This is a genomic window from Acinetobacter sp. SFD, assembly GCF_001647575.1.
Taxonomy (GTDB): Bacteria; Pseudomonadota; Gammaproteobacteria; order Pseudomonadales; family Moraxellaceae; genus Acinetobacter; species Acinetobacter pecorum.
Map to the genome: position 1 here is coordinate 45,185 of NZ_LSZJ01000014.1, position 25,954 is coordinate 71,138.

Below are 25,954 nucleotides of genomic sequence, written 5' to 3' on the forward strand. Positions count from 1 at the left end.
ACAATGGCTGAAGTACTTCATCACGATAACCACGGACATGATGAGCATCATCATCACGATGATACTGACATCACTGTCTTTGGTTTCTGGACTTACTTGATGAGTGACCTTGTCCTGTTCGGTACACTCTTCATTGCGTTCGCTGTTTTGAGTAGCCACATCCCTGTGGGTACTCCAAGTGCGAGAGACCTGTTTGGCGACTCTTTAGGTTTCGTTCTTACTGAAACCTTCGCCCTCTTGATCTCTTCTGTAACCTTTGGTTTTGCAGTTCTTGCTGCATACAAAAAAGACGTTGCAAAAGTACTGACTTGGTTAGCGATTACTTGGGTATTCGGTGCTATCTTCATCGGCATGGAACTATATGAATTCAATCACCTGGTTCATGCGGGTCACGGTCCAAGCACAAGTGCGTTCTTATCTGCGTTCTTTACTTTGGTAGGTACGCACGGTATTCACGTAACTTCTGGTCTGGTCTGGATGATCGTGCTTATGGTTCAAATCAAGAAATATGGTTTGACTCTTGCAAACACGCGTCGTCTAGCTTGCCTAAGCTTGTTCTGGCACTTCCTTGACATCGTTTGGATCTGTGTATTCAGCGTAGTTTACTTGATGGGAGTTCTGTAATGAGTCACGATCATAACGCTGCTGGCGAATCACACGGTAACGTTAAGCAATATACTGTTGGCTTCATCCTTTCTATCATCCTTACCGTAATTCCATTCGGTATGGTGATGGCAGGCGGTTTTGGCCGTGGTACTTTGATTACCGTCATTGCGATTACTGCGGTTGCTCAGATTCTTGTGCAGTTAATTTATTTCCTGCATATGAACTCTTCTTCAGAGCAACGCTGGAACGTAATTGCGTTTGTGTATACCATCTTAACCATTGCTATTCTTCTAGTAGGTTCTGTATGGATCATGAACTACCTACACTACAACATGATGATCTAAACTGATCGTCATGCTGAAAAAGTATTTATTCCTGACTAAGCCAGGAATTCTCTTCGGTAACTTTGTTACCACTTTGGGTGGCTACTTTGTAGCCACTCAAGGTTCTGTAGATTTCCTTCTCCTGCTTATTACCTTGCTCGGTACTACGCTTGTCGTAGCATCAGGATGTGTGGTCAACAACGTGATTGACCAGGACATCGACCAAAAAATGCAGCGCACAAAAAATCGTGCTCTCGTCACCAAAGCCATCTCTGTACCTGTTGCCCTGGCCTTTGCCCTGGTATTAGGCATTATTGGTTTTAGTCTTTTATGGTTCTGGGTAAATGCGTACGCTTTCTTATTCGCGGTGATTGGTTTTGTCGTATATGTCGGTTTTTACAGCCTATGGACAAAACGAACCACAATTCATCAAACTGTTGTAGGTAGTATTTCTGGTGCAGCTCCGCCTGTCATTGGTTATACCGCAGTAGCCAATCAATTTGATTTAGGTGCATTACTGATCTTTTTAGGTTATGCATTATGGCAAATGCCTCACTCATGGGCGATTGCGATTTACCGCTTTGATGATTACAAAAATGCAGGTATTCCGATTTTGCCTGTAGCGCGTTCGATTCATCGTACCAAGGTTGAATCACTGGTTTACGTGTTTTTATTCACACTGATCATGAATGCGTTATTTGTCTTTGGTTATGCCAACTGGCTTTATGCAGTGGTTCTAAATTTACTGTGTATATACTGGCTGTATCTGGGTGTGATTGGATTTAAAGCTGAAAATGATCAACTTTGGGCAAAGAAATATTTCTTGTTCTCGGTGATCCTGATTACTGTCATCAGTATTATCTTTAGTTTTACCTCCACTGCGCCATCTATACAGATTGTGTTTTTTTAAAAAGGATAGAGTTAGTCTCTATCTTTTTTATTTTGATTTCTCTTAATCCCCTGCTTCCAATAGTTGTAGAGCAGCATCAAAAATTCGGCTTTATAAAGCTAAACCTCGATCTTCCTGATCGCTTAAAAAAATTCAATCTTTCTGGCTCCAGACTCCGATTATTCAGTTTTTCTAGATTTTTAACCTGATAAGTCCAGCTTGATCTTCGCAACAATACATGTGCTGAATTTAACCAGTCCAAATTTGGTTAAAGCCAAAATAAGGTTGTGATAATCGGTCTGGTTATAGAGATAATTTCGCAAAAATCTCTTATTTGGTTGAAATTATCCTTAAAGATCACTACAATTCCCCCTTCGCAAACACTGCGACACAACTTTGGTTGTGACTCCTTGCTTCAATTTACTTAAATTGGGGCTGTCCAAACCGTAAGGAGCTGACAATGCGTCATTACGAAATCGTACTTTTAGTACACCCTGATCAAAGCGATCAAGTAGTTGGTATGGTAGAACGCTACCTAACTCACATCAAAGAAGCTGAAGGTCAAATCCACCGTCTTGAAGACTGGGGCCGTCGTCAATTGGCTTACCCAATCAACAAGATCCACAAAGCTCACTACATTCTTATGAATGTTGAGTGTGGTCAAACTACTCTTGATGAGCTTGAAGAATTATTCCGTTATAACGACGCAATCATTCGTAGCCTTATCATCCGTCGTGAAAACGCTATCACTGAAGAGTCACTATTGGCTAAAAGTGCTGAAGAAAAACGTGCGCGTAAAGCTCAACGTGAAGAAGCACAACACGCTCAAGACTCTGCTGAAGCTTAAGGAGAACATAACATGGCACGTTTTTACCGTCGTCGCAAGTTCTGCCGCTTTACAGCTGAGAACGTTACGTACATCGACTACAAAGATATCGACACTTTAAAACAGTACATCACTGAAAACGGCAAGATTGTTCCTAGCCGTATTACAGGTACTAAAGCTCGTTACCAACGTCAATTAGCGCTAGCTATCAAACAAGCTCGCTACTTGTCTTTGATCCCTTACACTGACAATCATAAGTGAGGTTGAGCTGTGGATATTATCTTATTACAACGCATTAAAAACCTAGGTAAACTAGGCGATAAAGTTTCAGTTAAAGCTGGTTACGGCCGTAACTTCCTTATCCCACAAGGTATGGCAGTTGCTGCAACAGAATCAAATACTGCTGCTTTTGAAGCTCGTCGTGCTGAACTTGAGAAAGCTGAAGCTGATGTTTTAGCTGCTGCTCAAGCACGTGCTGACCAATTGAACGAAGTGAACATCGTTATTACTGCGAAAGCGGGCGACGAAGGTAAACTATTCGGTTCTATCGGTACTCGTGACATCGCTGACGCGTTGACAAATGCTGGTCTAGAAGTAGACCGTGCTGAAGTACGTCTTCCAAATGGCGCACTTCGTCACACTGGCGAATTTAACATCGCAATCCAATTGCACCATGATGTTATTGCAGAAGTTCTGGTTACTATCGTAGCTGAGTAATTTCTCGCCTCAAAAAGAGCATGCTTTCGCATGCTCTTTTTTATTTCTAAAAAATATAATCTAGTCAATACTGCCCAATTCATTTTATCATTCGTGTTTCTAAAAAATTGCACTTCGCATTTTTGATCAGAGCGCGTATCATTTCATCTCGTAGTGAATAAACGCTATTCATCTCCGACGATATTTTACCATTGTATTTAAAATCAGGGATTTATATGTCACAGGCGAATGCCAGCAAAAAGGTACCTATTACTAAACCGGAAATTGTTACTGAAAATAGCAATCTCAAGGAGTTCCGTACCCCGCCCCACAATTTAGCAATTGAACAGGCTGTACTTGCTGCCCTTATGACTGTGGCTGAATCTTTTGAACAGGTCGGTGATGTACTGACCGAAAATGATTTTTATGCTACCCGACATAAATATATTTTCCGCGCCATTGAACAGCTCTCTAAAGAAAACTCACCTTATGATGCGGTTCTGGTACATGACTGGCTAATCAAACAGAACTTGCTCGATGCCATTGGTGGCGAAGAGTATTTGATGCAGCTGATGGCAGATTCACCTTCGAGTTTCTATAACCTGGAAACTTATGCTGGGAAAATTAAAGAGTTTGCTACCCTGCGCAGCATGATTAAAGTCAGCTCTGAAATTTTACAAAATGCCTATGACACCAAAGGCCGCACAGTGAGTGAAATTCTGGATCTGGCTGAGACGAATATTTTCTCGATTGCCGAACAGCATAATAACAATGCCAAAGCGCAAGGCCCTAAGCCGATCAACTCGGTGGTTGCAGACGTATTCGACAAATTAAATGAACTGTCACAAATGGAAGGCAGCATTACCGGTTTAACTACTGGTTTTGTGGAACTGGATAACAAAACTTCCGGCATGCAATCTGGTGATTTAATTATTGTCGCGGCGCGTCCTTCCATGGGTAAAACCACCTTTGCCATGAATCTGGTCGAAAGTGTTTTATTCAATAACAACCTGCCTGCTCTGGTCTATTCAATGGAGATGCCAGCCGACTCGATCGCCATGCGTTTGATTTCTTCATTTGGTCGCGTGCATCAGGGACATTTACGTTCTGGTAAAATGGACAGTGATGAATGGTCAAAAGTCACCAGTACCATTGTGCATTTACAAGAAAAAAATCTGTATATCGATGATTCTTCTGCGCTTCCACCGACAGAATTACGTGCCCGTGCGCGTCGTATTGCCAAAATGCATGGCGGAAAACTAGGCTGTATCATGGTCGATTACCTGCAGCTGATGAAAGTCCCTGGCATGGGTGATAACCGTGTTGGCGAAATCTCGGAAATTTCCCGAAGCTTAAAAGCCTTGGCAAAGGAAATGCAGTGTCCCGTAATTGCCTTGTCGCAGCTCAACCGATCGCTGGAGAACCGTCCAAACAAACGCCCGGTGATGTCCGACTTGCGTGAATCCGGTGCGATCGAGCAGGATGCCGACTTGATCATGTTTATTTACCGTGATGAGGTTTATAACAAAGAATCAAAGGAAGCTGGCACCGCTGAAATCATTATCGGCAAACAGCGTAACGGCCCGATTGGTACCGTGCGTCTGGCATTCGAAGGTCAATATACCCGCTTTAGTAATCTCTCGCCTGAGTTCTATGCTCAGTATGATGATGAAGAGTAATCAGGCTCTCGTCATCACATTTCCATCGTCCCTCTAGGAGTAATTTAGGGTGCGTCAAGCTACAGTTTATATTGACAGCGCTGCGCTGCAATATAATTTAAACCGTGTCAAACAACTTGCCCCAACCGCGAAAATCGTCAGCATGGTGAAAGCCAATGCTTATGGACACGGAGTTAAAGACTGCTTAGCAGCCTTAAGCGAAACCGATGCCTTTGGTGTCGCCTGCCTGCAAGAAGCCTTGGAAATTCGTGAATTGGGCTATTTACAGCCGATCACGCTCATCGAAGGTATTTTTTCAGCCGATGAAATGCAGCTTGTAATCGATCAGAATATTGAAGTTGTGGTACATCATCAGGCCCAACTCGACTGGTTACTGGCTCATAAAGAGACCTATATCGCCAAAGGCCTAAAAGTCTGGGTCAAACTGAACAGCGGCATGAACCGTCTAGGCTTTAAAATTGATGTGATTAAAACCGTGATCAATCAGTTGAAAGCTGAAGGCTTTACTTGTGTACTTGCCATGCACTTTGCCAATGCAGATGCCGATCATCCATTGAATGAACAGCAAATCCAGCAGTTCCTTGAAGTGAAAAATGACTGTGCACCACTCATGGGTTCATGCTGTAACTCGGCTGCAATCTATAAATATCCAGAATTGCATTTTGACTATGTCCGTCCCGGGATTATGCTCTATGGTGCGACGCCCTTTGCAGACCGTGATGTACATGACCTGGATTTAAAACCGGTTATGACCTTTACAGCTGAAATTATTGCCTTGAATGATATTCAAGCGGGTGAGCATGTCGGTTATGGTTCGACGTTCACCGCAGATCAGAACATGACTTTGGCCATTGTTTCAATTGGCTATGGTGATGGCTATCCTCGTGCTTTCCCCAAACAGAACTATGTCGCAATCAATCGTCAGCAAACTCGCGTGATTGGCCGCGTAGCGATGGATATGATCGCTATTGATGTCACAGGATTAGAAGTGCAATTAGGTACAGAAGTCGAACTTTGGGGGGAAACCCGTCTGGTGGATGATGTAGCGACAGCCAATGGTACGATTGGTTATGAACTATTATGTCGATTAAGCAATCGGGCACGACGTAAAGTAATCTGATTTAATCTAAAGATCCAAAAAAGCCCAACCAGTGTTGGGCTTTATTTAGGCTGACTTTTGTTCTTCACCTTGCTCTACACATAATTGCAGCAATAGAGCATCAACATGACTTTGCTGAAATGCAAAAGGGTTAAAGTCATTAAATCCCATGTCCTGACAGAATTGCTGGATTTGACTGCGTTTAGAAATATATTTCATCGACCAGTCCGGGAAACTCGGATATTCAATTTCCTTGGTTTCAAATAGTTTAATGTCCTGATGGCGCGGATCTTTATTCAGCCTCTCGACCAGCAGACTTTTTAAAGTAAGACACTCACCTTCCAGACATTGAAAAAAACAACCATCAGCAAAATACAGTACACCTGTAACTTGATGCTGGTAATTAAAATCACGAGCCTCTTTCAAAATATTCGCTAAATCTTCAAGCAAATCAGTTTTGGGAGAAGTACTTTTACTGGCGTAACAAAATTGGTACATGTACTAACTTCTCTTTTTTATTATGCCTGATGCATAGAAGTTAACACTGTACGTGAAAAACCGGACCTAGGATAGATTTTTACAAGAAATACTCATTAGATGGAACCGGAAGTTCTGCCAGTCCTTTTTTCAAGGTTTCCGACCATTGCCGGCTGATTGCCGTGAAATACTCATCATCTTCAGCAATACGCTTACCTCTCGGCATCATCAGACTGTCTTTTTTATAGACCAGTACATCGAGCGGCATACCAACTGAAACATTAGAGCGCAAGGTAGATGCAAATGAAATCAGGGAACAGCGCAAGGCTTCATCCAGCGGCATATCATAAGTCAGCGCGCGATCCAGGATGGGCTTGCCATATTTGCTTTCGCCAATCTGGAAATATGGTGTATCGCGTGTCGCACAGATAAAATTTCCCTGCGGATAAACATGATAAAGCTGCATATCTTGGTCTTTGAGTTGTCCACCCACCAGCAGATTACAATAATAATTACTCTGTTCCGAAATATCGCTCGTGACGTTGGCAATTACTTTTTTCAGCATGCTTCCCACCAGTTCCGCGACATCAAACATGGTATGCAGGCTCAATATATTAGGTTCCTGCTTCAGTTCAAGCTGATTTTTGATATGTCCGATCACGGCTTGGGTGGTTGCCAGATTGCCGGATGCCTGTATCACGATCATACGTTCCCCAGGAACTCCGAAGGTGTATAGCTTTCGAAATATAGAGATGTGATCTACTCCGGCATTGGTCCGGGTATCACTGATAAATAGCATACCTTGCTCTAAACGCAATGCACAACAATACGTCATTAGTTCGTCCTTATTAACATCCTAGCACCTGAACGCTGGAAAGCATGGATTCCACACCGCCCATCTCTCTTACACCGCGTACCGGTGCCACATCCCAATAATCTCGTCCAATCGCCACATAAACATGCGAACTCGGAGTGAACAGCAGATTACTGACATCAAAACAATACCATGTCTGGTCTACAAACACCTCTGCCCAAGCGTGACTGGCCAGATGCGAGGCATTTTGTGCATATAAATAACCAGACACATACCGGGCAGGTAAACCCAGATATTTACACATGGCAATAAAAATATGGCTATGATCCTGACAAACCCCCTGTCTGGACTCAAAAGCATTTATTGCTGTGCCTTGTACAGAAGTGCTGTTGGAAATATAAGGTACATGCTCCAGCAATGCCTGCGCCAGTCCAATCAGATGCTGACGGCTTAATACAGGGACATGACGTTGTGCAAAATCCTTCATTGCTGCATTACACTGGGTCGATTCGGTCGGCTGTAAAAAAAGATTGGGATTAATTGAATCATTCAGCCCACTCTGATGTGCAGGATTCAGCTCGACAATCCCCTGTGCCATAATGGTTAAGGAATAGTACGGCTCGCGCTGGTTACAGGTCATCCACAAATTTTGGAATGCATCTTTTCGTATCTGTTTATAACCCGGCACGCTGATATCCCACGAATGTACCCGCTGATGCGCATTATTCGAAGGCATCATTTTGATGTACTGAATACTGTTCCTCACCTCGGCCGTATACATATAATGGGTTTGGTGATTCACCATCAATTTCATACATCTGCCTCAAACAGTTGATGAATATGGTCGCTAAACTGATAGAATTCAATCCGGTTTGGCTCTGCACGCAACTGTTCCCAGTACTGTTCCAGATCGCCCCAGCCCATTTCCACCAAAATTTTGACGATATAATCAATTTTACCCAGTGTAGTACCAGTTTCCTCACCCAGACGCAAATGATGATCAAGCTGTTCTAGACATTGGCCTAAACTAAAAAACAGAAAGATATCGGAAGACTCCGCTTCCAGAATATCTTCACATTCATTCACTACTTCACAAATATAACCGGCATTTTTGTCTGCAGTTTTGATCAGTTTCATCATTTCCGCATAGCCTGATGCCGACAATACTCCGCGCAACTCCTGAATATTATCTTTAGCAATTCCCAACTGCTGGCTAAAAGATGCCAGTTGAGTAGGATCAAGTAGCAGCTCATTTAAGGAGCTGGCATCGAAGGCAGGTAAACAAAAAGCGTGTGCATAAGTTAAAGCCGCCTCATCTTCTAAAAATGGAAAGCGGGCACATAAAAAATGTGTGCGGGCTAAATAGCGCCCTAACCAAAAAATATGTTTTGCATTGCTATTTAGCAAAACCATGACATTTTTCCTTCTTTGGAATCTTATGAATGTAAATTGTCGACTACCCAGGTATCTTTAATACCGCCGCCCTGTGATGAATTTACTACCAGTGAGCCAGGCTGCATCGCTACACGTGTCAAGCCACCCTGTACGATTTCAGTACGATAAGGTGAACTCAGTACAAATGGGCGTAAGTCGATATGACGTTCAGCAATACCAAAATTGGTTAAAGTAGGACTAACCGATAAGTCCAAAGTTGGCTGCGCAATATATAAATGTGGCGCAGCTAAAATTTTCTCCCTAAAATCTTCAATTTGCTGTTTAGATGCCTGTGGGCCAATGAGCATGCCATAGCCACCAGAACCTTGTGCTTCTTTAACCACCAGCTGATCCATATGAGCCATGACATAGTCCAGTTCTTGTGAATTACGACATTGATAAGTCGGAACATTCTTCAGAATTGGCTGTTCGCCCAAATAAAAATGAATCATTTTGTCGACATATGGATAAACTGATTTGTCATCTGCCACACCAGTTCCTGGAGCATTTGCAATCACGACATTATTTTGCAAATAAGCTGACATCAAGCCAGCTACACCCAAGGTGCTATCCGGTTTAAAGCATAATGGATCGAGAAAAGCGTCATCGACACGTCTATAAATAACATCGACTCGTTGGCGACCACGTATAGTTTTTACATAAACCTTCGAGTCATCAACAAAAAGATCACGTGATGTTACCAATGGTACATCCATCTCTATTGCAAGAACTGCATGCTCGTAGTATGCACTATTGAAACGTCCTGGCGTCAGTACCACAACAAATGGCTTATCGACATAGGCATTTTCTATCAAAATTTCTTTTAATAATTGTGGATATTGCTCAATTGCAGCAATCTTGGACTGTTCGAATACTTTCGGCATCAGCTTTTCACTGATCTTGCGGCATTCCAGCATATAAGCTACACCCGATGGCGTTCTGAGATTATCTTCCAGAACATAAAACTCGCCTTTGGAATCACGGATCAGATCTATACCGCTGATCTGGCTATAAATCCCGCCTTTCAAGCTATGTTGATACATGTGTGGCTGATAGGCCTCATGAGTCAAAATCTGCAGTTCAGGAATAATATTGGCTCTTAAAATATCTTGTTGATGATAAATATCATGCAGGAATAGATTTAGTGCCCGTACACGTTGGGCCGAACCTAAAGCCACCATATTCCACTGTTTCCGGTCAATGACTCTCGGAATGATATCAAAGGGAATCGTTCGCTCTACGCCTTCTTCCTCCCCATAAACCGTAAAAGTAATACCGTGATGTAAAAAATGTTCTTTTGCAACCTGATTAAGTGTATTAAGTTCATCAAGAGTATGTTGAGATAACCATTCTTCCAGTCTTTGGCCGGCCTGACTGGACAGCACATGCTCATCCTGCATTTCATTAAAAAACTTTGAAGACAGTTGCTGCAATAAAAGTTGTGGATTGGTTGTTGTAGATACCGTTGGGGTTTTAGTGTCTATAAAATTCTTCCCAAGATTCAGAGAAGTAAATTTATCAATCGTTTCAATCACATTTGTATCCTGATTTCCTTTAAGCATACAAACCCTCGTATTATCATCTATTCTAATTTAATCAAAGCAATATCTATGCCAGCGCATCTATATTCCGCCTATCATTAATCTAGGAAATACCATTTAAACTCAATGCTATTTCTTGCCAAGTTGTTTTTAGTTTGTAGGACAATTGTTGCGTTTAAGGACTTGCGAAAAAATGTGAGTTTTCTTATTGTGTTAATCTAAGTTTAAATCCCGTCTTTTATTGCCAGTAAAATACACTATGTCAGCACAAGAAAAAGAAACCTCGAACAGCCTGTATCGCCAATGGCAAATCTTGTCGCGTCTTTCTACCGGCAAATGGATGGGAACACGTGAATTACAGGAAATCCTGAATCGCGAAGGTATCGATATCAGTCTGCGTACCATTCAGCGTGACCTGAACCAGATTGCGCAACGCTTTCCAATTGAAAGTAGTAAGACCACACCACAAGGCTGGCGTTGGCGCTCAGATGCGCCACTGCAAAGTTTGCCGCATATGACCAGCTCGCAAGCCGTCACCTTTATGATGGTCGAAGAACATTTAAAACACCTGCTGCCACCGAGCCTGATCGAAGAAATGAATCCCTGGTTTGATCTGGCGCGACGCAGTCTTTCCTCCCAGAACAATGTCCGGCAATGGATTAATCGCGTGCGTATTGTTCCAGCTACCCAGCCGCTGATTCCACCTGTCGTCGATAAAGCGGCTCAACAAGCCGTGTATGAAGGTCTGTTACAGGACAAACAACTGGAATGTGTGTATCAGGGACGTGTTCATAACAGCGAAGAAAAAACCTATATTCTCAATCCTCTGGCCTTGGTGCAAAAAGGTTCCATTATCTATTTAATATGTACCCGTCATGACAAGTCCGATATCCAGACTTTTGCCCTGCATCGCTTTAAATCTGCCGTAGTACTGAATTCACGTGCCTTGCATCCGGTGAATTTTGACATTGATGAATATATTGATTCTGGTGCACTGGGTTTCCGGGTGGATTTCAATCAGCCTACAGAGAACGTCACGCTTAAATTAACCATGTCGGAAGCAGATGCACATTATCTGGAAGAAAGCCAGCTTAGCAAAGACCAGAAAATTGAAAAAATAGATAAGGGTATGGCATTAATCACAGCCACCGTGCCATTCACCTCACAACTGGTCTGGTGGCTGCGTAGCTTTGGTAAAAAGATTAAACATATTGAACCGAGTATTGTGGCGGATGCAGTCAATCAACGGGATGAGGGGAATCCTTAGCCAGGGTTTCATCGAGATTTTATAAGAATTAAAAATAAAAAAGCCCCCAAATTGGGGACTGGAGAATTATGCTTATATTTTTGTAATTATTGTGGTGATCTGTCGCTGTGCCCACCTGCCTCTCTTTGGTACCCCGGAATTCAGGTTGGATAAAAGTTCGATATTTAAAAATAACTGAGACATGAGCAAGCCAGTTCAGCAGTATTAAAGCGAATGGACTTTTTGGTCATGGGATCAAGCTCCTATATAATAGTGGATAAACCAACTATAAAATTATCTCTCCATCTTGTGAAATAAAGAGAATATCTATCTTATGCAGATTTTTTCTATAGGAATTTTTCAGTAATGTTTATCAGCAATCGCTGTGGAATCATTGCATCGCTTGGTAGGGTTTTCGGCAAGTTTATAAAATTGAATAACAATTCTCTGCTTGTATAAGATAACGGGCTCTGCACATCATAAAGCCCTGTAGAAGTCGAAATAGGGACTTAATTTTACAATGGCTAACCCTGCGCAATTAGTACGTCATAAACTGCTTAATACGTTTTTTTCCCGCCATTCGGTCTGGTTTGCCTGCATTCTGATAGCAGTGATTTTTACCACATTCCATATCGGTTATTCGCCGCGTTATATCTATTATTTCATGCCGCAAACTTTGGTGAATACCCTGTGGATTCTGAGTATTCTCCTCAGCCTATTGGGTTTGTATGATGTACTGCAAAATAAGCATTCTATTCTGAAAAATTACCCAATTATGGGACATTTCCGCTTTATCTTTGAAGAATTCCGGCCAGAGATTCGTCAGTATTTTATTGAAGCCGACCGGGATGCACTGCCTTTTTCCCGCATGCAACGCAGTCTGGTGTACCAGCGGGCGAAAAACGAAAACTCAGATAAACCTTTCGGCTCGATATTGAATGTTTATGAAGATAATTACCGCTTTGTCAGTCACTCTATCACCCCCTGTAAAGTTGCCGATCCGCAGACTTTTCGTATCCTGATTGGGAATGAGCAATGTACACAGCCATTTTCAGCGTCTATTTTAAATATTTCAGCCATGAGCTTTGGCAGCATGAGTGCCAATGCGATACGTGCACTTAATCTCGGCGCTCAAAAAGGTGATTTTTTTCATGATACAGGCGAAGGCAGTATCAGTCCCTATCACCTGGAATATGGCGGTGATCTGGTCTGGGAAATTGGCAGTGGATATTTTGGCTGCCGTACTTTAGACGGACAGTTCGACCCGGAACGTTTTGCTGCTCAGGCCAAATTACCCCAAGTCAAGATGATTGAAATCAAACTTTCGCAAGGCGCAAAGCCTGGACATGGTGGCATTTTACCTAAAAGTAAAATATCGGAAGAAATCGCACAAATCCGGGGTATCAGCCGTGATCATGACTGCGTTTCACCTTCTAGCCATCCGGCATTTAGCACCCCAATTGAAATGATGAATTTCATTCAACAATTACGTGAACTTTCCAACGGAAAACCAGTCGGTTTTAAGCTTTGTCTGGGTCAGCCTTGGCAATTTATGAGTATCGTAAAAGCCATGTTACATACCCAGATTTACCCGGATTTTATCGTGGTCGATGGATCTGAAGGTGGGACCGGAGCTGCGCCAATTGAGCTAATTGACTATGTCGGCGCACCATTAAGAGAAGGTTTACTGTTTGTACATAATACCCTTGTTGGTGCAGGATTGAGAGATAAGATCAAAATTGGTGCAAGTGGTAAAATTATTAGTGCATTTGATATTGCAAGCACGCTTGCCATTGGTGCGGATTGGGTGAATTCCGCCCGTGGTTTTATGTTTGCAGTGGGCTGTATTCAGGCACAAAGTTGCCACACCAATCAATGTCCGGTTGGAGTCACCACCCAGGACAAAGATCGCCAGAAAGCATTACACGTGCCAACCAAGGCAGAACGCGTCTTTCATTTTCATAAAAACACCTTGCATGCCCTGTCTGAACTGATCGCTTCCGCAGGTTTAAAACACCCTTCAGCCATTAAGGCGCATCATCTGGCACAACGTGTGAATAATCACGAAATAAAAAACTTTGCACAGATTCATTTTTGGTTGAAAGAGGGAGAATTATTATCTTGTGAAAATAAGGATGATGAGAACTTCTACTTCCGGATGTGGAATTTGGCCAAATTAGAACATTTTTAAATCAACATAGTTAGAAATAAAAAGGCGTTCTAAAAAAACGCCTTTTTTTTACTTGAATGTTTAATTTTCACTCTCTTAACAATAAATTAATAATAAGTTTTACTGCCATGGGCATGTAGAAAGGCTGGAATCAAGCCTGTCAATGCAGCACGAATATCTGCACGCTCGTTGATTAACTGATGTGAACCTTCTTCCAACATCAATAAGGTTTGGAGCCGGAATTTACGCCGGATAAATTCAATATTATAGCGCCAGTCCACAGTCTGATCTTGCGCACCCTGCGCCAGCCATACCGGAATACGGCAAGCAGGTCGTGCTTCCATTTCCAGCATCCAGCGCGACATCGCTAAAATCCAATCCATGCCCATCATTCGCGGTTGTAATGGATCTTTAAGCCGGATAAAACGCAGAAACTCCGGATTATGATTATTACGTCTGAAATGTCGGGGAACTTCACGTTTGATGCGGCTAATAATGCCCAGCCCCACCGAATTATGCCACCAGGCAGTTTTGGCAGGTCGAATCAAAGGTGATAACAGCAGAACCCGTTCCACAAAAGGATTTTCGCGACGCTGTGCAAATTCCAGTAAATGATGCATCCAGATCGCACCGCCGGTACTTTGTCCGATCCCCACCCAAGGTTTAGGTAATTGTGAGGCGTGCTGTACATAACGCTGTACTGCATGCAAAACCTGCTGATAGTGATCAAAATTCTGAATGCTGGCAGATGAACCATCACTCAGACCATGTCCAGGCAGATCATAGGTCAACACACTAAAACCCTGCTCCAGCAGCTCTTTTACAATCGGCTGATAAATACCACTATGTTCCAGATAACCATGCAACAGAAAAGCGGTTCCCTGAATCTTGTCAAAGCGGGTATTTTCCAGATTTGGCTCAAACACCTGTACATGCAGCCTGAATAATGGCATCTGCACATAGCCCTGCCAGTGTTTGCAGTCCAGCAAATCAAAACCATAAAGTTTTCGATAGGACTGCAAATCAATTGGCGGTTGATCACTACGATTCAGGTTCAAAGGTGGCAAAAGCTGTGGGGTAATGTCCCGACTAGGAATAGGTAAATCCAGCTGTTTGAGAACGGCGGGATTTAAAAATGGGATATCAGACATTATGGCACCTCCCGACAGTCACTGGACCCAAACCAGACATCGCGCATGGTCGCCAACATTTCATAATTGGCACGACGACTATGATCATAATTTTGTGCACTTGGACGCCAGCGGGTCAAAGGCGTTGGCATCGGTGCTTCTACCGGAATAGTTTGTATACCATTTAAAGCAAATAAACGGCGGGTACGCGGCATATGATAACGATCAGTAATCAGAATCACTGTAGGTGCTCCACCTTTCTTTTGTAATAATAATGAACTGAAACGGGTATTTTCACAGGTATTCATACTGCGATCTTCCAGTAATTTTGCATCGACTCCGTGATTTTTCAGCCAGCGCTGCATATAGGGTGCTTCGACCCCACTCAGGACAATCGGTAACTGGTAATGTTTCTCTACTGCCAGCGTGGTTTCCAGTCGTAGTCGCGTATAATTATTGACGACAATTTCTTTGCGTTGCTCATCCAGAGTTAACCCACCACCCAGCACCACAATGGCATAAGGCTGAGAGCGATTCGCTGGTTTAACCTGCTGCTGATCTTGTAGTAAAGCCAAATCCTGCCGGATTTCTTCGCCATTAGTTTCCTGTACTGAACTAGCCTCCCTCTGCTCAAGTGGATGTGTCGTCAGAAACTCTATATATTGCTCAATACGTTCCTTGTTTTCACTCCTATCCCACTCCAGTAATTCCCGGACATTCGCTGCCGGATCGACTGGTTCTGCATCTTCCTGTGAGGGCAATAACGGTACTTGGGCAGATGGACTTTGCTCTAATTTTTGATCTTGCTGCTCGCGCTGAAAGTCTTCAATCACCTTCTGTAGCGCTTTATAACGCGCCTGAATCAGAAGCAGATTAGCCGAGTTATTTTGCTGAATATCCTGTTCCATGACCTTTAAATATGCCTGTCGGGCAATCCACAAGTCAGACCCAGGTTCCAGATTTTCATGTTCGCTGAGTGCAGCCATTTTCTGGCTTTGAGCCGCAACTTCATTGAGTTCTACTGATGCAAAGTGATTTAAACCCTTTACGATGATTTTTGAGTAAAAAGGCGTATAAATAAACACCAGCAGACAGCCGCATAGTACAAACAGTCCAGTGACAATTTGTAGAAAACGTACCATCCAATGGGTGTTCTTCATGTTATTCCTCTTCCTGATGAGAGCGGATCAGACCATTTTTATCGAACAATACAGGTTCAGGTTCCAGCATCAGCTGGAATTTATCCCAAACCGCTTGCTGTACCGCACGATACGTTTTACGTACATCGGTGAGAGAGGCTTGACCATAATTCACCAAGACCAATGCCTGTTTATGAAACATACCGACAGGGCCCAACTGTTTGCCTTTCCAGCCAGCCTGATCGATTAACCAGCCTGCTGCAAGTTTAACTTGCGCATTGGCTTGCTGGTAATGGGGTAAATTCGGGAAAGATGCAGCAATTCGGTCAAAGACCACCTGATCAACCACAGGATTTTTGAAGAAGCTGCCCACGTTAGGGAATTCTTGCGGATCAGGCAATTTACTCTGGCGAATCTGGATGACCTGTTGTTGCAGGTTTTCTGGCGAGAGCTGGTTACCAACTGCAGTTTTAAGATCACCATAATTCAGCTTTAAATCTGGCTGTTTAAGCAAGCTAAAAGTCACATGGGTAATCACATAACGATTTGGATCATCTTTAAAAATACTATGCCGATAGGCAAATTGGCAATCGGCTGCCTGAATCGAAGCAAACTGTTTCAGCTGACGGTCGTAGACCTCGACGGAATCAATAAACTCGCCGACTTCAACGCCATAAGCGCCAATATTCTGTACTGGCGAAGCACCGACCCGACCCGGAATTAAAGCCAGATTTTGTAAACCATACAGATCTTGTGCTGTAGTCCAGAGCACGAAGTCATGCCAGCCTTGACCACCGCCTACACGTAAGCGTTGCGTCTGATCATCAGCATCCAGCATCTCTATGCCATGAATATCCATATGCAGAACCAGTGCATCAATCTGCTCCGGCAACAACATATTGCTGCCGCCTGAAAGGATCAGCACATTGAGTTGCTGCTGTTCCGCAAAATCCAGTGCAGCCAACAGATCAGTGGTGGACTGAATATGAGCGTAATATGAAGCAACTGCTTCTAAATTTAAGGTATTAAAAGGTTTAAGTTGAACCTGGGTTTGAATCTGCATTGCTTAAACCTTGTTTAAATTCTGTTTAAAAATTTCAATCCAGGCCTGGCTGCTGGACTCACACTGATCAAGCACCCGCTCAAAGCCATCCGCTTCGCCATAATAGGGATCGGGTAAAGCCTGTTTTGGATAGATCTGATCATGCTCACTCATCAGTGCCACGCTTGCACGTACATGACCAAACCGAATTTCTGCCAGACGCTGTATGTTCTGGATATTGGATAAATTCTCCAGATCCATCGCCAGAATCAGATCATAATCAATAAAATCATGCGGAGTCAGCTGACGCGCCCGCAAGCCAGCAAGATCGTAACCACGTTTCAGCGCATGCTTTTGGCTACGCAAGTCCGGAGCCTTGCCGGGATGATAATTACTGGTTCCAACAGAATCGACCACGATATTCAGTTGCTGTTCATCACAATAATGTCTGAGTACCACTTCTGCCGTGGGAGAACGGCAAATATTCCCCAAACAAACACATAACACCTTGTATGGCGTTCTGGATGACATAAACAACCTCAGAGCTACTTTATTTTAAGGATTCTTATGTTAAGTTATTTATATACTGATTCCTATCTTACAACCATAGAATAATCTCGTATTTGCAATAAAAATATTAAGGATATCGCCATGAATCGTTTTCAATTTCAAACCGTCCCTAATGTCATTGCCGGACTAGGCACGATTCAGGAATTATTTAAAATTCTAAAAAATGGCCGTTATCAACGTCTACTGCTGGTGACCGATCCTGGCATGCTGAAGCAGCAATTACATCTTCCGCTTCTGGATATTATTGAATCTGCCGGACTGGATTACGTGATTTATTCGGATGTTCAGGCCGATCCGCCCGATACAGTGGTGCTTGAAGCGGCGGCTTTTGCAAAACAGGAAAATATTGATGTGGTGCTGGGCTTTGGTGGTGGCAGCTCAATGGATGTGGCCAAACTCATCGCGATTCTGGCACATCCTGAGCAGCATCAGACGCTGGCAGATCTGTATGGCGTTGATAATGCTACCGGACCGCGTTTAGCTTTAATTCTGGTACCGACCACTGCCGGAACAGGTTCAGAAGTGACGCCGATTTCGATTGTCACCACAGGTGAAACGACCAAAACTGGCATTGTCGCGCCCATTCTCTATGCAGATGTTGCCATTCTGGATGCAACCTTTACCCAAAATCTTCCGGCACAGATCACTGCCGCTACCGGCATTGATGCCATGGTGCATGCCATTGAAGCCTATACCTCAAAACACAAGAAAAACCCTTATTCGGATATGCTGGCCAAACAGGCTTTAAGATTACTGAATGCCAATCTGCCGCGTGTGCTGCAAGACGGATATGATTTAGAGGCGCGTCAAAATATGCTGGTCGGTTCCATGCTGGCTGGACAAGCCTTTGCCAATGCACCGGTCGCTGCCGTACATGCGCTGGCTTATCCGCTTGGTGGACATTTTCACTTGTCACACGGGCATAGCAATGCGCTGGTACTAACTGAAGTATTAAAGTTTAATGCGCCAGCGGCTAAACAGCTCTATGCGGAATTAATGACCTGGCTGGATCCCCGCAGTAAAGGTTGTCATGATGGCCTGACCGATCTGTTTATTGATCATTTTAATAATCATCTGATGCAAAGCAGTTTGACTCTAAAACTAAATCAGTTGAATGTTCCAGAACATATGCTGCAGGTCATGGCAGAAGATGCGATGCAACAAAGCCGGCTGTTGCAGAATAATCCACGTGAACTCAAGCTGGAGGATGCTTATCAGATCTATCAGGCGATCTATGCCTAGACCAATTTCTACCTGCCTGAATAGCTGAGGATTTAATAATAATGCAAGCTACGATCAAACAGCGTGAACACTATACTTTTTTCCTGCCCATTCAAACCCGGTGGGCAGACAATGATCTGTATGGCCATGTCAACAATGTCACTTATTACAGTTATTTTGATACCGCCGCCAATGCTCTGCTGATTCAGGAAGCTGCTTTTGACCCAAAATATTCACCCATGATTGGACTGGTCGTCAGCTCCAACTGTCAGTTTAATCAGGAACTGTCTTATCCGGAAATTATTGAAGTGGGCGTGGCCATTGAAAGTATGGGAAATTCATCGCTCAGCTATGATCTGGCTATTTTTAAACGCAACTCAGATACAGCTGCTGCACAAGGCAATTTTGTCCATGTATTTGTTGATCGTGAAACACGAAAAAGCTCCACGATTCCAGTTGAAATGCGGGATGCTTTATCTCGATTTGTTGTGACTTAAAATCCAGCCTATTTCAGCTGGATATTTTGCAGTTCACCGTCAAACTGCTGTAACAGATCGTGTACTGCCGGTTCAGCATGTAACAATTCTTCGGCACGTTTAAAGGCACGTGCCTTACGCTGATGCTGCATGGTATACGGCGTTAACTGTTCCACATTTTCAAATTTCACCTGGAAGTTAGTTTGCGGCCATTGCTGTTGCAAAGCTGCTTCCAGATGATGTTGCAACTGGGTTAACAATTGCTGGTACTGTTCAGGAATATGGAAAACGGATTCGCCATTAATCTGACCAGTCATGATGCCATACTGTGCCAGTTCCTGTACTGCCGGAGAAAGCTGGCTGTTACGGAACCAGTACTCCCATTTTTCTACGCTCCACTCGCCTTCCAACGCTTGCTCAGGTATCTTCAAAATATCCTGTGGCATCAGATTCTGAGTATTTACATTTTGGGAAATATCTTCCAGCAAAGCTGTCTGTGCGACTGGCTGAACCGGAGCTGTATTTTCAAGAACAGGCTGATCGGTTGTTTCCTGTGAAAGCTCTATTTCCGGTGCAGCAAGACTAAACTCCTCATCAGCAGACATGATGTCTTGTACTGGCTCACTAGGAATGACGGCATCTGCAGGAATAAAATCTTCAAGCAGGAAATCATCCGAACTGTTGCTAGTAGCCGGTGCTTCTGGCGTACTCTCGATTTCATCAAAACCAAATAAGCCTTTATCATCATTTGGATCAAAAACAATTTGATCACTAGACCGCACTTCTTCAATCACTGTTTGAGTTGCTACAGGCTGGACAGGTTCAGGTGCATTGATGCTGGTTGGCTCTTCTTCATCGAGAAAATCATCCGAAGAAGGCTCAGACGCTGATGCGACATCAATCTCCTCATCCGTCCCATCATCCAGAGAGAAATCATCAAATACCGGTTCTGCCTCCAACGATTGTGTTTCTACTGATTCAGATTGAAGTTGTGTCTGAACAGGTTGCTGTAGGCGTGTTGTATGGGTTGTTGCCTGTTGCGGTGCAGTCTCCTGCATCACCGGAATTTCACTTGGTTGTAATGGACGGAAAGCCAGTAAGCGTAGCACCGTCATTTCAAAGCCTTGTTCCTGCGTAACTGCAAGCTGTAAATCGGCACGACCCTTACAGGCAATCTGATAATACAGTTGCAGGTCCTGAGCAGAAATCAGACCGGATAATTGCATGATCTTTCGATTGATCTCAGCACTGTATTTCAGGCTCAGATCTGGCAGGTACTGCAATAAAGCCAGTTCATGTAGGGTTGAAATCAGCTGGTCGAGCACCAGTGACACATCCAGAGCTTGCTGACGGAACTGTAGCAATAACTGACTGACTTGCGCTTTCTGATTCTGGTGAATCGCCAGAATCAGATCATAAATAATGGTACGGTCAATCAGCCCTAGCATGTCTTTAACATCCTGATGCTGAATCGCTCCCTGACCATAGGCAATCGCCTGATCGGTCAACGACAAGGCATCACGTAATGAACCTTGCGCAGATTCAGCAATCTGCCAGATGGCATCCTGATCAGACTGAATGCTTTCTTTGCTAAGAATATGGCCCAGATGTTCGGTAATTTCATCAACTGCCAATGGGCGCAAGGTAAATTGCAGACAGCGAGAAATTACGGTAATCGGTAGTTTTTGTGGATCGGTGGTTGCAAACAAGAATTTGACATGTTCTGGCGGTTCTTCCAGCGTCTTTAACAGCGCATTGAAAGAATGCGTGGACAGCATGTGCACTTCATCGATCAGGTAGACCTTGAAGCGGCCTTGAGTCGGTGCATAAGGAACATTGTCGAGCAGCTCGCGGGTATCTTCTACCTTGGTGCGTGATGCTGCATCGATTTCGATTAAATCAATAAACCGACCTTCATTGACTGCGGTACAGGTCGCACAGACTTCACAAGGCGTTGAGGTAATACCGGTCTCACAGTTCAAGCACTTCGCCAAAATACGTGCAATCGTGGTTTTTCCGACACCACGCGTTCCCGTAAACAAATAGGCATGATGCAAACGGCTACGTTCGAGCGCGCTGGTTAAAGCACGAGAAACGTGGTTTTGCCCCACCAATTCATTGAAATTACGAGGACGGTATTTTCGCGCAAGTACTTGATACATGTATGCTCCTTTTTACAGGTCTAAGCATACTGTTTTTTTATGAAATAGTGAAATGAATGCCAGTTTATAAAGAATAAAAATCCCTTGATCAAAATCATTGAAAAAGGGATATAAAACAAATGCTTTTTTAAAATTAGACCGATTCAAACAGGATAAAGTCACTTTGCATCTGGTAGCGTTTGCCTGTTTGATCTTCACGAATTTCCAGAACATGCTTTTTCAGATCGACATAGAGCAGATTTCGGGTAGCGACATTCAGCAGTTCGATCTTTTGTTGTGATTCATCCTGAAACCGAATCTGCCCGCTCATCGTTTCAATTTCATTATGACCACTTAAACTTTCACGCTGTAAAGTAAAGGTCTGATCTTCATTTAAAGTTAAGGCCACTGCCATGCCGGGACAGTCTTCACAACTTGAAAAGCATCCCATACATGGCGTTGTGCCCTGATAGTTTCCCACCCATGTGGGTAGCTGCACCTTGGCTTCAGCGACAGTATTTGTAACTGATTGATTTTGATCCTGACAACCAAATAAAGCACCGGTTACCACCAAAGGAATCAATATCACTTTCTTCATGCTTTCATTTCACAGAACTGGAATTCGCCACAAAATAGCACATTTTAAAGGATGGATTAAGTCCTGGATCAGGGTGATCTAACGCCAGCCTTTGCGCCCGGTCAGTACCGCATCCGCACAGCGCAAGGTTTCCTGCGTCAGGCCCCAAAGACGGTAATCTCCGGTCAATGAACCTGTAGGAAAGTTATGTGTATAGGCAAAACTTAAACCGCGCTCAGGATCGCACCAGGCACCAGAGCCATTAAAACCCATATGACCAAAACCTTTAGAGGCTTTTCCTAAAGTGAGAACACGGTGATAACCCAAGCGCCAGTGCATCGGTAAAGGCATAACCCGATCTCTTGTTTTATATTGCACCTGACTAAGTTGCTGGAATACCTCCTGCGAAATCAGTTGCTGTCCTTGCCATTCACCACGACTGGCCAGCATGGCATAGATTTTTGCCAGACTCTCTGCGGTAAATACTCCATTAGCAGACGGAATAATGGCCTGTAGACCCTCATGACTAAAGAAACTAAAGTTCTTCATGCCCTTTGGAATCATGCCATCCTGAAAATCCTGTGGACTCTGACCACTCCAGACCAAGGCTCGTTCCATCAGGCTGGGCTGCCTTGACACAGTTTTTTTCGCAGTCTGTGTTTGAGACTTGGCTGCTTTAGGCTTTAAAATGGGCAGCGCTACCCGAGCTAACTCATTCGTCGGTACGCTAAAATAAGCGCCATTTAACTGTAGTGGCTGTACCAGATATTCCTGCATCAGTTCACCCAGTTTTTTACCCGTCGCTTTTTCCAGTACACCACCTACTTGCCAGCCAAAAGTCAGCGGTTGATAGGCTGCATCTGTTGCAACTCGAAAACGTGGTTCCGCTGCCGCAATCCGGTCCAGCATATGCGACCAGTCGGCCATTTCAGTGGCATCATCAATCATATTACGGATATCAAACAGGCCACTTTGATGACTGAGCATATGCGCCAGAGTAATATTTTCTTTACCCTTTTGTGCAAATTCAGGCCAGTATTCTGCAACCGGTCTATCATAATCCAGATAACCTTGACTGACCAGAATATGCGCCAAAGTCGCCAGCACGCCTTTGCCGGTGGAATAACATAGCGACATGGTATCGGGTTGCCAGTTTTCAGTTAAAGATTTTTTACCGGTATAAATATCGACGACCTTTTGTCCCTCAAAATATACCACCAGTGCGGCACCACCCTGTCCGGTACGTGCATCCTGCAAACGGCTAAACTGACGGGCAAGGTCACTGAAACGCTCATCGACATTGCCCTGATAATTATGCTGATCAGCAAACAGATAATCTTTAATTGGCTGCATCATTCTATCCATAGAATATTGGTCCCTTAAAATGAAAAAGCCTAAATCGGGTTTAGGCTTTTGATTCAGATTTAAATTGCTTTGATATGACCGGTGACGTGCGGTTTTTGATTTTTACTGCTTCGAATCAGGAAGTCTGTATCATTGGCTGCCTGCGCGGTCAGGAACTCAACTTTAGATGGCAAGTACATCGGCAACTTGAACCAGACATCAGCTTCATAGGCATCTGGCAATGACAGATTCGCCAGTGCTTTGGCCTTGCTCCACATGCCATGTGCAATTGCCTGTTTAAAGCCAAAGGCTTTCGCTGTGACTGCATGAATATGGATCAGGTTAAAATCACCTGAAGTCATAGCATAACGACGACCAGTATTTTCCGAGATGTTCCATTCATTGTTCAGCTTATATTCTGATGCCTTACTTTCTACAGGTTTAGCAGCAGCTTTAGCACTGGTCTTTTGACGTGACAGATAAGTCGTCAATGCTTCAACTACGACCTCGCCTCCCACTTTCACTGTAGTAATGAAATCAAACTGAACGCCTTTATCGTGCGGCTGCAATTCGCCAAACTTACATGACAGCGTCAAAGTCTCATTCACACCGACTTTACGGTATTGCTTGACCTGATTACGGATATGTACCAGACCTAAAATCGGAAACGGAAATGCTTCTGAAGTCATCATGTGCATTTGCAGACTTTGTGAAAGTACCGTCAGATAGATTGCTGGAATATACCCATTATTTTTAAAACCACAAACTTCGTTATAGGCTTTCAGATGTTTCTGATCGACCTTGAATGAATCCACCACATATTCAACTTGCGGTAGAACTTTTTCAGCTTTCGGCTTTTTAAAAATCAAGCCTTGAATCACTTTTGGATAGGCTAAATAAGGTTTTGGAAGTTGACTAAAATGGCGCGTATTCATACTGAACCTTTAAAATATTCTTTTCATTTATATATGAGTGGAGTTATCTCTCCCTTTGGGAGAGAGTTAGAGAGAGGGCTAAAAAAAGGCCCCTAATCTCCCTCTCCTAAATCCTCTCCCTGAGCTTTAATTAAACTGCAAGAAAGGACTTGATGCTTTAAGCCCCTAACAGACTTTGACCACATACACGTACCACGTTGCCATTTAAACCTGTTGATGCAGTAGAGGCAAACATTGCAATTGTTTCTGCAACATCGACAGGTAGACCGCCCTGACTCATCGAATTCATACGACGGCCCGCTTCACGGATCGCAAATGGGATCGCGGCCGTCATCTGAGTTTCGATAAAGCCTGGTGCAACGGCATTAATGGTTATACCATTTTTTAATGTCGGTGCTGTGAATTTTACTACACCAATCACACCGGCTTTAGATGCTGCATAGTTGGTTTGACCCAGGTTACCTGCAATCCCAGAAATTGAGGATACACAGATAATACGGCCATTGGCATTTAGACCATCGTGGGAGATTAAATAATCATTCACGCGTTCTATTGCAGACAGGTTGATGTTAATCACCAGATCCCACAGCTCAGGCTTCATATTGGCCAAGGTCTTGTCACGGGTAATTCCGGCATTGTGCACAATGATGTCTAAGCCGCCATGCTCAGCTGCCGCTGCCTTGATCTTTTCACCTGCATCTGCAGCTGTAATATCAATAGCCAAGGTAGAACCGCCGATCTCACCGGCTACGCGGTCAAGGTCTGCCTGCTGTTGTGGAACGTCCAGACAGATGACATATGCGCCATCACGTGCCAGTACATGGGCAATCGCTTCGCCAATACCACGGCTTGCGCCTGTCACAACCGCAGTTTTACCCGCTAATGGCTTGGTCCAGTCTACATCTACTTTTTCAGCTGGTGAAACACGGATCACCTGACCAGAAACATAGGCAGAACGTGGCGAAACCGTAAAACGTAATGCAGATTCAAGATTTGCTTCAGCACCTGCATCGACATAGATCAGGTTTGCTGCGATACCTTTCTTGAATTCTTTAGCCACTGATTTCACGAAACCTTCCAGTGCACGTTGAGCAATCGCCTGGCTCACCGATTTTGCTGTTTCAGGGGTAGTCCCCACAATTACCACACGACCCGAACTCTGGATCTGACGTGCAATCGGGTTAAAGAAATCATAAAGTGATTTTAACTGTTCTGAATTTTCGATTCCTGAAGCATCAAAAATAACGACCTTGAATTTTGATTCTTTATCGCCCGGGTTAAATGCACCCAGATTCAGTCCAGATGCTGCAGCTGCCTGTTGCAACTCAGTATTATTGCCTGCATAGCTGTTGGCATGAATATTTGCCAGAACCTGAGCAATAGCACCCGTTAATTGACTTGCTGGTGCTGCGCCCAATAATACTGCACCTTTTACCACTGGCGTAGCAGACTCAAAACGGTCTAAAGAAGTTGGGGATGGCAGACCCAAATTTTTAATGACAAATTTACCAATAGGAGATTTTGCAAAAGTTTGGTACTGATCAGTCATGTTTATTATCTCTCATACAAATTAATTTTT

26 protein-coding genes are annotated in these 25,954 nt (G+C 43.7%); 12 read left to right on the plus strand and 14 right to left on the minus strand.

The window, feature by feature from the left end:
• Positions 1-3: 3 nt before the first annotated feature.
• The 8 genes from cyoC (at position 4) to alr (ending at position 6,139) form a co-directional block, all read left to right on the plus strand.
• Positions 4-624 (plus strand): cytochrome o ubiquinol oxidase subunit III, encoded by a 621-nt coding sequence (gene cyoC / locus AY605_RS11420; protein WP_004278786.1) that lies wholly within the window; start codon positions 4-6, stop codon positions 622-624.
• Positions 624-950 carry a cytochrome o ubiquinol oxidase subunit IV gene (locus tag AY605_RS11425; RefSeq protein ID WP_064096515.1) on the plus strand — a complete coding sequence of 109 codons (327 nt, stop codon included), beginning with the start codon at positions 624-626 and terminating at the stop codon, positions 948-950. The genes cyoC and AY605_RS11425 overlap by 1 nt, the downstream gene beginning before the upstream one ends.
• A gap of 10 nt (positions 951-960) precedes the next feature.
• Complete coding sequence (gene cyoE, locus AY605_RS11430) at positions 961-1,839, plus strand: heme o synthase (protein ID WP_064096516.1); 879 nt, start codon at positions 961-963, stop codon at positions 1,837-1,839.
• Between the two features lie 439 nt (positions 1,840-2,278).
• The gene (gene rpsF, locus AY605_RS11435; protein WP_004278789.1) at positions 2,279-2,665 is read left to right on the plus strand and encodes a 30S ribosomal protein S6; all 387 of its coding nucleotides are present in this window, start codon (positions 2,279-2,281) and stop codon (positions 2,663-2,665) included.
• A gap of 12 nt (positions 2,666-2,677) precedes the next feature.
• Entirely contained in the window at positions 2,678-2,905 is a 228-nt protein-coding gene (gene rpsR / locus AY605_RS11440; protein WP_004278792.1) for a 30S ribosomal protein S18, read from the plus strand.
• Positions 2,906-2,914: 9 nt separating this feature from the next.
• On the plus strand, positions 2,915-3,361 hold the full coding sequence (gene rplI, locus AY605_RS11445) for a 50S ribosomal protein L9 (RefSeq protein ID WP_064096517.1): 447 nt from the start codon (positions 2,915-2,917) through the stop codon (positions 3,359-3,361).
• A 215-nt stretch (positions 3,362-3,576) separates the two neighbouring features.
• Complete coding sequence (gene dnaB / locus AY605_RS11450; RefSeq protein ID WP_064096518.1) at positions 3,577-5,019, plus strand: replicative DNA helicase; 1,443 nt, start codon at positions 3,577-3,579, stop codon at positions 5,017-5,019.
• Between the two features lie 49 nt (positions 5,020-5,068).
• Complete coding sequence (gene alr, locus AY605_RS11455; RefSeq protein WP_064096519.1) at positions 5,069-6,139, plus strand: alanine racemase; 1,071 nt, start codon at positions 5,069-5,071, stop codon at positions 6,137-6,139.
• A gap of 45 nt (positions 6,140-6,184) precedes the next feature.
• On the opposite strand, the gene AY605_RS11460 is transcribed toward alr, so the two are convergent.
• The 5 genes from AY605_RS11460 to AY605_RS11480 form a co-directional block, all read right to left on the minus strand.
• The gene (locus tag AY605_RS11460; RefSeq protein WP_064096520.1) at positions 6,185-6,616 is read right to left on the minus strand and encodes a BLUF domain-containing protein; all 432 of its coding nucleotides are present in this window, start codon (positions 6,614-6,616) and stop codon (positions 6,185-6,187) included.
• 79 nt (positions 6,617-6,695) lie between these two features.
• The gene (locus AY605_RS11465) at positions 6,696-7,430 is read right to left on the minus strand and encodes a proteasome-type protease (RefSeq protein ID WP_064096521.1); all 735 of its coding nucleotides are present in this window, start codon (positions 7,428-7,430) and stop codon (positions 6,696-6,698) included.
• Positions 7,431-7,443: 13 nt separating this feature from the next.
• The gene (locus AY605_RS11470) at positions 7,444-8,223 is read right to left on the minus strand and encodes a transglutaminase family protein (protein WP_064096522.1); all 780 of its coding nucleotides are present in this window, start codon (positions 8,221-8,223) and stop codon (positions 7,444-7,446) included.
• On the minus strand, positions 8,220-8,822 hold the full coding sequence (locus AY605_RS11475) for an alpha-E domain-containing protein (protein ID WP_064096523.1): 603 nt from the start codon (positions 8,820-8,822) through the stop codon (positions 8,220-8,222). The genes AY605_RS11470 and AY605_RS11475 overlap by 4 nt, the downstream gene beginning before the upstream one ends.
• A 23-nt stretch (positions 8,823-8,845) precedes the next feature.
• Positions 8,846-10,405, minus strand: coding sequence for a circularly permuted type 2 ATP-grasp protein (locus tag AY605_RS11480; protein ID WP_064096524.1), 1,560 nt, complete (start codon positions 10,403-10,405; stop codon positions 8,846-8,848).
• A 238-nt stretch (positions 10,406-10,643) separates the two neighbouring features.
• Between AY605_RS11480 and AY605_RS11485 the strand changes: the two genes are divergently transcribed.
• Positions 10,644-11,651: a helix-turn-helix transcriptional regulator gene (locus tag AY605_RS11485; protein WP_064096525.1), complete on the plus strand. Its 1,008-nt coding sequence runs from the start codon at positions 10,644-10,646 to the stop codon at positions 11,649-11,651.
• Between the two features lie 499 nt (positions 11,652-12,150).
• The gene (locus AY605_RS11490) at positions 12,151-13,821 is read left to right on the plus strand and encodes an FMN-binding glutamate synthase family protein (RefSeq protein WP_064096526.1); all 1,671 of its coding nucleotides are present in this window, start codon (positions 12,151-12,153) and stop codon (positions 13,819-13,821) included.
• A gap of 86 nt (positions 13,822-13,907) precedes the next feature.
• Here the strand turns inward: AY605_RS11490 and AY605_RS11495 are convergent, their stop codons facing one another.
• From AY605_RS11495 to AY605_RS11510, 4 genes are read right to left on the minus strand one after another with little or no spacing between them, the layout of a single operon-like run.
• The gene (locus tag AY605_RS11495; protein ID WP_064096527.1) at positions 13,908-14,951 is read right to left on the minus strand and encodes an alpha/beta hydrolase; all 1,044 of its coding nucleotides are present in this window, start codon (positions 14,949-14,951) and stop codon (positions 13,908-13,910) included.
• Positions 14,951-16,090 carry a YdcF family protein gene (locus AY605_RS11500; protein ID WP_064096528.1) on the minus strand — a complete coding sequence of 380 codons (1,140 nt, stop codon included), beginning with the start codon at positions 16,088-16,090 and terminating at the stop codon, positions 14,951-14,953. Before AY605_RS11500 ends, AY605_RS11495 begins: the two co-directional genes overlap by 1 nt.
• Position 16,091: 1 nt before the next feature.
• The gene (gene murB / locus AY605_RS11505) at positions 16,092-17,132 is read right to left on the minus strand and encodes a UDP-N-acetylmuramate dehydrogenase (RefSeq protein ID WP_064096529.1); all 1,041 of its coding nucleotides are present in this window, start codon (positions 17,130-17,132) and stop codon (positions 16,092-16,094) included.
• A 3-nt stretch (positions 17,133-17,135) separates the two neighbouring features.
• The gene (locus AY605_RS11510) at positions 17,136-17,642 is read right to left on the minus strand and encodes a low molecular weight protein-tyrosine-phosphatase (RefSeq protein WP_064096530.1); all 507 of its coding nucleotides are present in this window, start codon (positions 17,640-17,642) and stop codon (positions 17,136-17,138) included.
• 120 nt (positions 17,643-17,762) lie between these two features.
• Here AY605_RS11510 and AY605_RS11515 point away from each other — a divergent pair, with 120 nt between their 5' ends.
• Together AY605_RS11515 and AY605_RS11520 are read left to right on the plus strand one after the other, a co-directional pair.
• Complete coding sequence (locus tag AY605_RS11515) at positions 17,763-18,923, plus strand: iron-containing alcohol dehydrogenase (protein WP_064096531.1); 1,161 nt, start codon at positions 17,763-17,765, stop codon at positions 18,921-18,923.
• A gap of 41 nt (positions 18,924-18,964) precedes the next feature.
• Entirely contained in the window at positions 18,965-19,399 is a 435-nt protein-coding gene (locus AY605_RS11520) for an acyl-CoA thioesterase (protein WP_064096532.1), read from the plus strand.
• 8 nt (positions 19,400-19,407) lie between these two features.
• On the opposite strand, the gene dnaX is transcribed toward AY605_RS11520, so the two are convergent.
• The 5 genes from dnaX to AY605_RS11545 all read right to left on the minus strand — a co-directional run bounded on the left by dnaX (position 19,408) and on the right by AY605_RS11545 (position 25,924).
• Complete coding sequence (gene dnaX, locus AY605_RS11525) at positions 19,408-21,540, minus strand: DNA polymerase III subunit gamma/tau (RefSeq protein ID WP_064096533.1); 2,133 nt, start codon at positions 21,538-21,540, stop codon at positions 19,408-19,410.
• A 133-nt stretch (positions 21,541-21,673) separates the two neighbouring features.
• Entirely contained in the window at positions 21,674-22,117 is a 444-nt protein-coding gene (locus tag AY605_RS11530) for a copper resistance protein NlpE N-terminal domain-containing protein (RefSeq protein ID WP_064096534.1), read from the minus strand.
• Between the two features lie 78 nt (positions 22,118-22,195).
• Complete coding sequence (locus AY605_RS11535; protein ID WP_081406366.1) at positions 22,196-23,461, minus strand: serine hydrolase domain-containing protein; 1,266 nt, start codon at positions 23,459-23,461, stop codon at positions 22,196-22,198.
• A 59-nt stretch (positions 23,462-23,520) separates the two neighbouring features.
• Positions 23,521-24,375 carry a MaoC family dehydratase gene (locus AY605_RS11540; protein ID WP_064096536.1) on the minus strand — a complete coding sequence of 285 codons (855 nt, stop codon included), beginning with the start codon at positions 24,373-24,375 and terminating at the stop codon, positions 23,521-23,523.
• Positions 24,376-24,532: 157 nt separating this feature from the next.
• Complete coding sequence (locus AY605_RS11545; RefSeq protein WP_064096537.1) at positions 24,533-25,924, minus strand: 3-oxoacyl-ACP reductase; 1,392 nt, start codon at positions 25,922-25,924, stop codon at positions 24,533-24,535.
• Positions 25,925-25,954: the final 30 nt, after the last annotated feature.